Origin of the sequence: Microbispora oryzae (genome assembly GCF_017896165.1) — a bacterium.
Classification (GTDB): Bacteria; Actinomycetota; Actinomycetes; order Streptosporangiales; family Streptosporangiaceae; genus Microbispora; species Microbispora oryzae.
This window is the reverse complement of sequence record NZ_JAFCNB010000004.1, coordinates 77,487-87,813: the sequence shown is the minus strand read 5'-3', so window position 1 is coordinate 87,813 and position 10,327 is coordinate 77,487. Positions and strand designations below refer to the sequence as shown.

Annotated in this window: 9 protein-coding genes; 2 read left to right on the top strand and 7 right to left on the bottom strand. The window is 72.5% G+C overall.

Annotated features, from left to right (window positions below; translation table 11 throughout):
* Positions 1-99: 99 nt before the first annotated feature.
* The 3 genes from JOL79_RS09095 to JOL79_RS09085 all read right to left on the bottom strand — a co-directional run bounded on the left by JOL79_RS09095 (position 100) and on the right by JOL79_RS09085 (position 4,355).
* Entirely contained in the window at positions 100-1,779 is a 1,680-nt protein-coding gene (locus JOL79_RS09095; protein ID WP_210155281.1) for an APC family permease, read from the bottom strand.
* A gap of 32 nt (positions 1,780-1,811) precedes the next feature.
* Entirely contained in the window at positions 1,812-2,639 is an 828-nt protein-coding gene (locus tag JOL79_RS09090) for a GntR family transcriptional regulator (RefSeq protein ID WP_210155280.1), read from the bottom strand.
* A 114-nt stretch (positions 2,640-2,753) separates the two neighbouring features.
* Complete coding sequence (locus JOL79_RS09085; protein WP_230984525.1) at positions 2,754-4,355, bottom strand: peptide chain release factor 3; 1,602 nt, start codon at positions 4,353-4,355, stop codon at positions 2,754-2,756.
* Between the two features lie 245 nt (positions 4,356-4,600).
* Between JOL79_RS09085 and JOL79_RS09080 the strand changes: the two genes are divergently transcribed.
* Positions 4,601-5,551 carry a LysR family transcriptional regulator gene (locus tag JOL79_RS09080; RefSeq protein ID WP_210155279.1) on the top strand — a complete coding sequence of 317 codons (951 nt, stop codon included), beginning with the start codon at positions 4,601-4,603 and terminating at the stop codon, positions 5,549-5,551.
* Positions 5,552-5,623: 72 nt separating this feature from the next.
* Here the strand turns inward: JOL79_RS09080 and JOL79_RS09075 are convergent, their stop codons facing one another.
* The 4 genes from JOL79_RS09075 to JOL79_RS09060 form a co-directional block, all read right to left on the bottom strand.
* On the bottom strand, positions 5,624-5,914 hold the full coding sequence (locus JOL79_RS09075) for a DUF6510 family protein (protein ID WP_210155278.1): 291 nt from the start codon (positions 5,912-5,914) through the stop codon (positions 5,624-5,626).
* 1 nt (position 5,915) lies between these two features.
* Positions 5,916-6,641 carry a ferredoxin reductase gene (locus JOL79_RS09070; RefSeq protein WP_210155277.1) on the bottom strand — a complete coding sequence of 242 codons (726 nt, stop codon included), beginning with the start codon at positions 6,639-6,641 and terminating at the stop codon, positions 5,916-5,918.
* A 51-nt stretch (positions 6,642-6,692) separates the two neighbouring features.
* Positions 6,693-7,292 carry a sulfite oxidase-like oxidoreductase gene (locus JOL79_RS09065; RefSeq protein ID WP_210155276.1) on the bottom strand — a complete coding sequence of 200 codons (600 nt, stop codon included), beginning with the start codon at positions 7,290-7,292 and terminating at the stop codon, positions 6,693-6,695.
* A gap of 197 nt (positions 7,293-7,489) precedes the next feature.
* The gene (locus JOL79_RS09060; RefSeq protein ID WP_210155275.1) at positions 7,490-8,593 is read right to left on the bottom strand and encodes a sensor histidine kinase; all 1,104 of its coding nucleotides are present in this window, start codon (positions 8,591-8,593) and stop codon (positions 7,490-7,492) included.
* Positions 8,594-8,847: 254 nt separating this feature from the next.
* Between JOL79_RS09060 and JOL79_RS09055 the strand changes: the two genes are divergently transcribed.
* The gene (locus JOL79_RS09055) at positions 8,848-10,113 is read left to right on the top strand and encodes a cytochrome P450 family protein (RefSeq protein ID WP_210155274.1); all 1,266 of its coding nucleotides are present in this window, start codon (positions 8,848-8,850) and stop codon (positions 10,111-10,113) included.
* Positions 10,114-10,327: the final 214 nt, after the last annotated feature.

Genomic DNA, 10,327 nt, shown 5'->3' with positions numbered 1-10,327 from the left:
GTTGTGGGGAGGCGTTGTGGAAACGCGTTGTGGGGACGCCTTCGTGGTTCTGGGATGAGGGCCTGGAGAGGTCGCTCCGGGAGGCTTACTCCGGGACACTCACTCCGGGGGGATCTCGCGGAAGACGAGCCCGAGGTCGACGCCGCGGCTGCGGTTGACGAGGCGGGCCGCGACATACCAGACGGCGCCGGTGGCGACGACCCCGATCATGAACCACAGCGACAGGGCCCGGGTGACGGCGAACAGCGAGTTGATGCTGTCGTTGGCGATGAACATGATCATCAGGCCGCCCAGGGCGATCACGCCGCCCGCTCCCGACAGCGCGACGACCGGGACGCCGAGGAACCGCCGGCCGCCCGCCGACTCCCAGACGTCGCGCAGCCGGTACGGGAACACCACGCCGGCCAGGGACACCACGATGAAGGCGAGGATCTGTGCGAGCAGGGCGCCGAGGAGGCTGGCCGACGACCAGTTGACCAGCGCGACCAGGGCGATCTCGCCGGTGACCACGCACAGGGCGATGGCCTTGACGGGCGTGTGGAACCGCTCGCTGACGTCGCCCAGCCGCTGGGGCACGGTCCGGTCGAGGGACCAGGCGAGCATGTACCGCGTGGCCTGCATGGTCGACAGCGGGGTGCCCATGACGGCCCAGATCACGAAGCCGAGGCCGATCAGCAGCAGCAGGAAGACGTTGTGGGTCAGCAGAGCGGCCAGGAAGTTGAATCCGGGCGGCAGGCCCGCGGGCAGGCCGAGCTTGTCGGGGGCCGCGCCGGCCAGGTAGCCGAGGCTGCCGAGCCAGTCGGTGCTCACGTGGCCGGTCAGCACGACGGTGAGCAGGGCCAGGACCAGCCCGTTGATCAGAACGCCGCCGACCATGGCGCGGTACTGCGTCTTCGACGCCCGCTTGATCTCGCCGCCGATCTGGGCGGAGCCCTGCGCGTAGCCGACCACGAAGAACACCCACGGCAGCATCAGCACGGTGTCGGTGAGACTGAAGCCCGCGCCGTTCCCCGTGTACCCCGCCTGCTCCGCCGCGGGGATGATCTGGTCGAAGGTGAGCCCGTGGTTGCGGGCGGCGAAGTCGTCCCAGCCGGAGGCCAGGCCGCCGCCGTTGAACAGCAGCAGCGCGAAGCTCACGAGGAGGCTGAGCCCGGCGACGGCGAACAGCACCTTCTGCCACCGCCAGTAGCGCTGCCCGCCGACGACGATGAGTACGCCGAAGCCGACGGTGATCAGGGTGCCGAGGCCGAGCACCCACCACTGGGTGGTGATGCCGAAGAGTTCGTGCCTGCCGAGCAGCGCGTTGCTCATGTCGAGCCACACCTGCTGGCCGGTGACGGTGGTCAGGGTGGCCAGCGCCGCGGGGACCGCGAAGGTCAGGGCGAAGTAGGCGTTGAACCCGATCCAGAAGAAGATCATCCACAGGCCCTGGCTCCAGGAGAGCAAGAACCCGGCGATCGGGTGCAGAGTCCGGCTGACGAACACGTAGTCGCCGCCCGACCTCGGCATCGCCGCGGAGAACTCGGCGTACACCCGCAGCAGGGTGAACGCCATGAGCAGGGTTCCGACGATCACGGCGAGCAGGATGTTCCCGCCGGGGAACGCGGTCTGCGCCTGCAGGTAGAGGAAGACGCCGCCGACCGCGACGTTCATCCCGAAGGTGTTCATGACGAAGGCGTCGAAGAACGACACCTCGCGGATGAGCCCGGTGGCGTTCCGGACGAAGACGCCGGCTTGACGATCGGAGGAGGAGGCGGGGAGGTGACTTGGTGCGGCCACGGCGATGGCCCCTCTCTGCGGAGCGGGTGGAGCTATGGAGTAGTGCCGTCGGGGGGTGTCGTGGGGGCGGGCCGGAAGCCCACCCCGTGCTTGGGGTGGCTCTCGATCTCGAAGCGGAACCGGTCGGCCTGGTAGAGGACCTGGGAGAACTCCACCGGCACGCCGTGCTGGTCGCGGGTGACGGCCTCGACGCGCAGCAGCGCCTCGCCGACCGGGACCTGCAGGTGGGACGCGTGCTCGGGAAGCGCGCGGACGACCTCGATGACGTTGCGGGCGGAGGTCATCACCGTGCCGTACCGCTGCTCCAGGAGCCCGTAGAGCGATCCCGACAGGTCGGCGTCGGCCAGGCCGGGGAACAGCGCGGCCGGCAGCGACGCCGACAGCAGCACGACGGGCTCGCCCGCCAGGTGGGCGACCCTGCGCAGCCGGAACAGCGGGGCGCCCTCCGGCAGGCCGAGCGCCGAGCCGATCGGCTCCTCCGCCGGCGCCGTCTCCGCGGACAGCACCCGCGTGGCGACCGGCAGCCCGGTCGCCGCCAGCGTCGCGGTGAAGCTGGTGAGCAGCTGGATCTCCGCGCCGACCTTCGTCTCCCTGACGTAGGTCCCGCGGCCCCGGGTCCTGGTCACGTAGCCGTCCTTGGCCAGCGCCAGGATGGCCTGCCGCACGGGCGCCAGGCTCACCCCGAGCCGGGCCGCGTACTCCTTCTCCCGGAGCAGCTGCTCCCCGGGCGCGAGCCGGCCGGACACGATCATGTCCAGCAGCAGCCGGTAGATCTGCTCGTGGTACGGGATCGGGGAGCCGCGGTCGATCTCGGGAAGGGCGCCGATCGCCGGTGCCTCGATGGTCTCGGGTGACCTCATGGCGTCGACCGTAAAGATTATAAGTTTCTAATTTATTAAGGAGGAGTTGCGTTTCGGGTCATGATAGGCATGCTTCGCGCGCTTCCCACCTGGGGAAACGTAGATCTTGACGCCTCACACCTCGCGGGGCGACTCTCCCGCGATGAGGGGATCGAGCGTCAGCTCGGGATGCTCACGCTGGATGGAGCGCATCCGCCACTGGTCGGAGAAGACGGCCAGCAGGGCCTGGTCGCGGCGGCGGGTGAGCACCTCGGCGCCGCGCTGGCGCCGCAGGATCTCCGCCGAGGCCGCGTCGGTGCGGCGGGCGAGGGAGTACTCCAGCCGGTCCAGCACGATCTCCGCGCCGAACTCGGCGGCCAGCCGGTGCTGGACGACCTCGAACTGCATCGCCCCGACCGCGGCGAAGACGGGCGCCTGATCGCCGCGCAGGTCGGAACCGAGCACCTGGATCACGCCCTCGGCGTCGAGCTGGTCGACCCCGCGCCGGAACTGCTTGGCCTTGCTGGTGTCCCGCACGCGGGCCGTGGCGAAGAGCTCGGGCGCGAAGCTCGGGATGGGCGGGAACTCGACGGCCTGGCCTTCGTACAGGGTGTCCCCCGGCCGCAACGCCGAGGCGTTGACGAGGCCGACGACGTCGCCCGGGTGGGCCTCGTCGATCGTGCTGCGCTCCTGCCCGAACACCGACTGGGCGTACTTGGTGGCGAACGGCCGGCCCGTCGCGGCGTGCGTCAGCACCATCCCGCGTTCGAACCTCCCCGAGCAGACCCGGACGAACGCGATGCGGTCGCGGTGGGCCCGATCCATGTTGGCCTGCACCTTGAACACCAGCCCGGAGAACGGCGCGTCCAGCGGCCGCAGCGCGCCGTCGACGTCCGCCCGCGGGGCCGGGGCGGGCGCGAGGCCGACCAGCACGTCGAGGAGGCGGGCCACGCCGAAGTTCGACAGCGCCGCGCCGAACAGCACGGGCGTCGACTCGTGCGCCTCGAACCGCTTCTGGTCGTGGTCGGCGCCGATCGCCCCGAGCAGGTCGACCTCCTCGCTCGCCCGGATCCAGTCGGCGCCCAGTTCGGCCTCGGCCCGGTCGGGGCTCAGCTCGGTCTCCAGCGCCCTGGTCGCGCCGTGGGCGGTGCGGGTGTAGAGCACGATCCGGTCGTCCAGCCGGTCGACGACGCCGCGGAATCCTTCGGCCGTCCCGATGGGCCAGGTCAGCGGCGTGGGCCGCAGGCCGGTGCGCTCCTCGATCTCGTCGAGCAGCTCCAGGGCCTCCCGGCCGGGCCGGTCCCACTTGTTGACGAAGGTGATCACGGGGATGCGGCGGTGCCGGCAGACCTCGAAGAGCTTCATGGTCTGCGGCTCCATGCCCTTCGCGGCGTCCAGCAGCATGACCGCGCAGTCGACCGCGGCGAGCACCCGGTAGGTGTCCTCGGAGAAGTCCGCGTGCCCCGGCGTGTCGACGAGGTTGAACACGTGGCCGTGGTACTCGAAGCGCAGGGCCGCGGAGGTGATCGAGATGCCGCGGGCGCGCTCCATCTCCATCCAGTCGGACGTCACGCCGCGCCGCCCGGCCTTGCCGTGCACCGCGCCCGCCTCGCTGATCGCGGCGGCGTGCAGGGCCAGCGCCTCGGTCATGGTCGACTTGCCCGCGTCCGGGTGGCTGATCACCGCGAAGGTCCTCCGGCGCCGCGCCTCGCCCGCGATGTCGCCCTCGGCTCCCATGACCGGCCTCCCCATCCGCCCCGGCGCGTCCCCGCCGCCGTACGCACGTACGCCATCCTCCACGACCTTGCGAATCTACCCGAACCCGGGACCGGCACCTGCCACCAAATATGCGAATCCCACTCGCAGTCAGGGCTGCTGTGCGGGGATACGCGCGATATATGGTCCGCATAGGGCCCGCATAGGGCCCGCATACGGTCGGCAGATGGCCGGCCACCGAGCCGTATCCGCCCCCCGGAGGCCGAATGGAGCTGCGCGACCTACGCTGTGCCCTGGCGCTTCGGGACCACGGGCACTTCGGGCGGGCGGCGCAGGCGCTCGGCATCGACCGGCCCCGGCTCCGCCAGCAGATCAAGGCGCTGGAGGCCGATCTCGGGTTCGACCTGTTCCACCGCGCCGACGGTGCCGTGCGGCCCACCCCGGCGGGCCGCGTCTTCCTGCGCCGGGTCAGGCACGCGCTGCGCCACCTGGACCAGGCCGCGGTCGAGGCGGCCGAGGCCGGCCGAGGCGACGCGGGAACGCTGTCCGTCGGCTTCGGCGGCGCCGCGCTCGCCGCGATCCTGCCCGAGGCCGTCGCGGCGTTCCGCGAGCACTACCCCCTGGTACGGCTGGAGCTGGTCGAGGCCCCGGCCGCCGAGCAGGTCGCGCAGGTGCTCGCCGGCCACCTGGACGCGGGTCTCGTCTGCGGCCCGCCGCCCGCGGCGGCCCGGGAGCAGCTGGCGTGCGTCCCGATCGCGCACGACCGGCTCCTGGCCGCCGTGCCGGACCCCGGGACCGCCGGGGCCGCCGGGGCCGGCGCCGGGCACGAGACCGACCGGCACGGGGAGGCGGGCCGGCACGCGGCCCGCGGCCCGCTGCCGCTCGCCGCCCTGGCGAAGCGGCCGCTCATCCTGACCTCGCGGAACGCGGAGCCCGCGGTGGCCGAGGCCGCCCTCGCGATGTGCCGTACGGCGGGTTTCGAGCCGCCCGGCGTGATCGAGGCGAGCGGCCTGCACGCGATGCTCGGGCTGGTCGCCTGCGGCCTCGGGGTCGGTGTGGGGCCGGAGAGTATGCGCAGGCTCCGCCACGACGGGGTGGCCCTGCGTGAGCTGTCGCCGCCCGGCCCGGTGCTCGCCGTCCATCTGATCCACCGCGCGGGCGACCCCGCGCCGCTCCTGCACAACTTCCGCCGGATCGCGCAGATCGTCGGCCGCTGAGGTCACTGAGCACAACCCACCGAGCACGAGCACTGACCACGAGCACGGGAGCACGGGCCGGGAAGCGCCGGGTCAGCCCGCGGCCGGGCCCCCGGGGGGCTCGGGGAGCGGGATCCGCAGCGACACCGTGCCGCGCAGGTCGAGCCACGCCGCGTCCGGTCCGCGCACCACCCGCAGCACGATCTCCTCGCAGCCGGGGCAGCGGGCGGTGAACCCCGGCTCGGGGCCGTAGACGTGCAGCGAGGCGACCAGGCCGGACCGGCCGCAGCCCGCGCAGCGCTCAACGGCGGCGGTCACGTCGACGGCGAAGATCTCCCGCAGCGGGCCGGCGAGGGCGTTGCCGTCCAGGTAGTCGTCGGTCATGTCAGCCTCCTGTGGGGCCGAAGCGTTCGGTCTTGACGCGGCCGGGGTCGTGCCCCAGCCCGATCAGCAGTTCGGCGGCGTGCTCGACGAAGCCGGTCGGGCCGCAGACATAGCAGTCGGGCCGCCGGTCGGCCGGCCATCCGCCGGCGGCCAGGTCGTCCGCCGTGATCCGGCCGGCCGGGCGGGCGGACCCGCCGGGCGCCTCCCGCGTGTAGACGTAGGAGACGTCGAGGCCAGGGTCGGCGCGGTCCAGCTCCTCGGCGTAGAAACGCCGGCCGGGATCGCGGGTGGAGTAGATCAGGCGGAACGGCGGCCCGCCGCCGTCGGCCCGCCGCGCGCGGATCATCGACATCAGCGGGACGATCCCCGAGCCTCCGGCGACGAGCACGACCGGCGCGGACGCGCCCGCCCGCCACACGAACCAGCCGCCGACGGGCCCCCGCATCTCCACCTCGTCGCCGGGCTCGAGCACCTCCGTCAGGTAGGGCGAGACCTCGCCGTCCGGCACGCGCTCCACGGTCAGCTCGATCCGCTCGCCGGCCGAGGGAGAGGCGATCGAGTAGCTGCGCTGCGTGCTGTAGCCGTCCTCCGCGGTCAGGCGGACGTCCACATGCTGGCCGGGCAGGTGGCCCGGCCAGCCGGGCAGCTCGAAGACGAGCGTGCGCGCGGTCGGCGTCTCGTCGCGGGTCTCCAGCAGGCGGGCGGCCCGCCACGTCAGGCGTCGCACCCGGTGCCCCTCCCGCCGATCATCGCTGGGCGTACGTCCTGGGTCACGGGGCTAGTCACCTTCGTACCGCTGCTCACGCCAGGGGTCGCCGTAGTTGTGGTAGCCGGCCGTCTCCCAGAATCCCGGTTCGTCCTCGTCGAGGAGCCGGATGCCGCGCACCCACTTGGCCGACTTCCACAGGTACAGGTGCGGGACGAGCAGCCGGGCGGGACCGCCGTGGGCCGGCGCGAGGTCCTCCCCCTCGTACTCGTAGACGATCCATGCCTTGCCGTCGAGCAGGTCCTCCACGGGGAGGTTGGTGGTGTAGCCGCCGTAACAGTGGATCAGGGCGTGTTCGGCGGCGCTCTCGACGTCCTCGAAGAGCACGTCGAGCGAGACGCCCCGCCACGAGGTGTCGAGCTTGGACCACTTGGTCACGCAGTGGAGGTCAACCGTCGGTGTCTCACTCGGCAGCGCGGTCAGCTCCGCCCAGGACCAGCGGAGGGTCTGGCCGTCCTCCGCGTCGATGGTGAACTCCCACCGGTCCGTCGGGACGCGGGGTGTGGGGCCCGCGGACAGGACGGGGAAGTCGTGGGTCAGATATTGGCCCGGCGGTAGCCGGTCGGCCCGGTCGCGGTGGCGGCCCTGGAAGCCGCGGGAGATGATCCCCATCCGTGTCTCCTCACGTCGTGCTCGCCCCGCCGTCAGTGGGGCGCGAGGTTCGGCGTGCCGTCCCTCATCTGGGGTTCAGTCTCGCGGATCAGGTTTCCCGGAGACCACCCGGCCCCCTGCCGTCACGGAAATCGTGAGATCACAGGGATCACAGGGATCACAGCGTCGCGGGGATCACAGCGTCGCGGGGGTCGCGGTCAGCTCGCGTGCGGGGCGAAAGGGATGCGGACGCCGAGGAGGAAGCCGCCGTCGGGGATCTGCTCGGCCTTGAGGGTGCCACCCGCGAGGTTGATCCGCTCTCGCAGACCGGCGAGCCCGTATCCCGACTCCACATAGTGGGCGGGAGGGGCGGCGTGGCAGTCCCCGGGGCTGTTGACGACGGAGACCCGCACGCCGTCCGCACCGGTCTCACAGGTCACCCGCACCTGGGCCCCGGGGGCGTGCTTGCGCACGTTGTTGAGGCCCTCCTGGACGACGCGGAAGCAGGCGTGGGAGATCTGCCGGGGCAGCTCGCGGTCGCCGGGGTCGAGCGTGAGGGCGACCCGCAGGCCGTTCTCCTTGGCCTCGCGCACCAGGCGGGCGATGCCCTTCACGCCCTCGGCCGACTGGGGGACCTCGTCTCTGCGCAGAACGGTGAGCAGTTCCCGCAGCTCGGTGAGCGCCTGGACCGCCTTGTCCTCGATCGCCGACGTGAGGCGCCTGACCTCGCCCGGACCGGCGGCGCCGGGGATCATGCCGGCGTTGAGCGCCATCGCCGTCACCGCGTGGGTCACGGTGTCGTGCAGCTCTCCCGCGATCCGCCTGCGCTCCCGCCAGGCCGCGTTCTCCTCCCGGTCCCGCACGGCGGCCTGCAGTTCCTTGAGGGCGCTGCGGTATCGCCAGACCCACGTGCCGACCAGGGCGGGGAGGTAGACGAGGGTCAGGCCGCGGACCAGGCAGAGGTAGTGGTTGTGGTCCATGTAGGGGCTGCGGTAGTTCACCACGGCGTACACGAGCGTCAGCGCCCCCGCCGCCCAGGGCCAGCGCCGCACCCGGTTCTCCGCCGTCATCGAGTACGCGGCCAGCGTCAGCGGCACGACCTGCCCGGTCAGGCACGCGCAGACGACCGACGCCACGAGCATCGGCCAGGCGACGCGGCGGCGGAGCAGCATGGTGCCCGCGGTCACGATGCCCGCGACGATCTCCAGCGGATCGGGCACCGGGCCCCACAGGGAGAACGACTTGTCGATGAGGGTCACCGGAATGGTGAACGCCAGGACGGCGGCAGCCAGAAGCAGATCGCCGATTTCGCCGGGCCCCAACCCCGCTAGTTTCCTCCAATGTTCCGTCATGTCCCCATCTTGTGGCGTCTACCTGCGTGTTCTCATCCCCAAGCGGCGGTCGGAAGGTAAACTTTCGGCCGATCCACAGCCGCCCGGCGCCCTGGGCGGGGAGCGGTTAGGGTGGTCAGGGCCGGAACGTTCGCCGCCCAGAGTGCGCAGGAGAGCGAGACCGGCCGGCGGCCGGGGCGGCCCGTCGGCGTGGACGTGCACGTGACCAGCGCTGGAGGGCGCAGATGAGCACTCCCCGCACGGACGGCGACGTCGTCGACCTGTTGGACCCCGAGCTGATGCGCGACCCGTTCCGCGGCTTCTCCCAGATCCGGGAGCGCGCCCCCCTGGCCCGGGCCGCCTTCCCGGGCCAGACGACCCCCGTCTGGCTCGTCACCCGCTACGACGACGTGGCGGCCGTGCTGAGCGACCGCCGGTTCGTCAACGACCCCGCCGGCGTTCCGGGGACCGGCGCGAGCAACGTGCGCGAGGAGCTCGTCCGCGCCCGCGGGATCCCCGCCGAGTACGCGCGCTACCTGCTCGACACCGTGCTGGACGCCGACGGCGCCGACCACATCCGGCTGCGCCGGCTGGTCTCCCGCGCCTTCACCGCCCGCCGGGTGACCGAGCTGCGCCCGCGGGTGGAGCGGATCAGCGAGGACCTCCTCGACCGGCTCCCCGGGCACGCGCGGGACGGCGTCGTCGACCTGATCGAGCACTACGCCTACCCGCTGCCGATCACGGTCATCTGCGAGCTTGTCGGCATCGCCGAGGAAGACCGTCCTCTCTGGCGCGAGTGGGGCCGGGGCCTGGTCCGCATGGAGCCGGGCGCGGTCACCGAGCCCCTGCGCGACATGATCGCCTTCGTGCGGGACCTCATCGTGCGCCGCCGGTCGGAGCCCGCCGACGATCTGCTCACCGGCCTGATCCGGGCGCACGACGAGGACGGGGACCGCCTCACCGACACCGAGCTGATCACCATGGTGCTGACCCTCGTCCTCGCGGGGCACGAGACCACCGCTCATCTCATCGGCAACGGCGTGGCCGCGTTGCTGGCCCACCCCGGCCAGCTCGGCGCGCTGCGCGCCGACCCCGCCCTGCTGCCCCGCGCCGTCCACGAGCTGATGCGCTGGTGCGGCCCGGTCCAGGGCACCCGGTTCCGCTACGCCGCCGAGGACGTGGAGATCGGCGGCATGACGGTGCGGCGAGGGGAGCCGATCATGGCGATGCTCGTCTCGGCCAACTACGACCCGCGCCGCTTCGACGACCCCGAGCGGCTCGACATCACCCGCGAGCCGGACGGCCGCCGCGAGACGCACCTCGGGTTCGGGCACGGCCTGCACTACTGCCTCGGCGCCGCGCTGGCCCGGCAGGAGGCCGAGGTCGCGTTCGGGATGCTCCTGAGCCGCTTCCCCCGCATCGAACCGGCCGTCGCGCCCGAGGACCTCGAACGCCAGCTCGTGCCGGCCTCGTGGCGCCTGGCCCGGCTGCCTGTGCGCCTGAACACCTGAACGCCTGAACCCGCCGGGGGCGGTGGGACGGCGGGGCCGGCCGGAGGGCACGGCTCCGCCGGGGTGATCGCGCGGTCTTGACGATCGACGCGGCCGGAGCGACACTCTGCACCCGGCGCCGGGCCTGGAGCGCGTACGGCCCCGCCGGCGGCCTCGTCCGATCCGACGCAAAGGGTGGGCGTTGACCCCCACGTCATCGGTGCCCCCGCCGAAC

Excerpts from the sequence above, each read along its gene's own strand:
- JOL79_RS09065 (WP_210155276.1), bottom strand. The coding sequence starts at position 7,292 with ATGGGGATCATCTCCCGCGGCTTCCAGGGCCGCCACCGCGACCGGGCC.
- JOL79_RS09090 (WP_210155280.1), bottom strand. The coding sequence starts at position 2,639 with ATGAGGTCACCCGAGACCATCGAGGCACCGGCGATCGGCGCCCTTCCC.
- JOL79_RS09080 (WP_210155279.1), top strand. The coding sequence starts at position 4,601 with ATGGAGCTGCGCGACCTACGCTGTGCCCTGGCGCTTCGGGACCACGGG.
- JOL79_RS09055 (WP_210155274.1), top strand. The coding sequence starts at position 8,848 with ATGAGCACTCCCCGCACGGACGGCGACGTCGTCGACCTGTTGGACCCC.
- JOL79_RS09075 (WP_210155278.1), bottom strand. The coding sequence starts at position 5,914 with ATGACCGACGACTACCTGGACGGCAACGCCCTCGCCGGCCCGCTGCGG.
- JOL79_RS09085 (WP_230984525.1), bottom strand. The coding sequence starts at position 4,355 with ATGGGAGCCGAGGGCGACATCGCGGGCGAGGCGCGGCGCCGGAGGACC.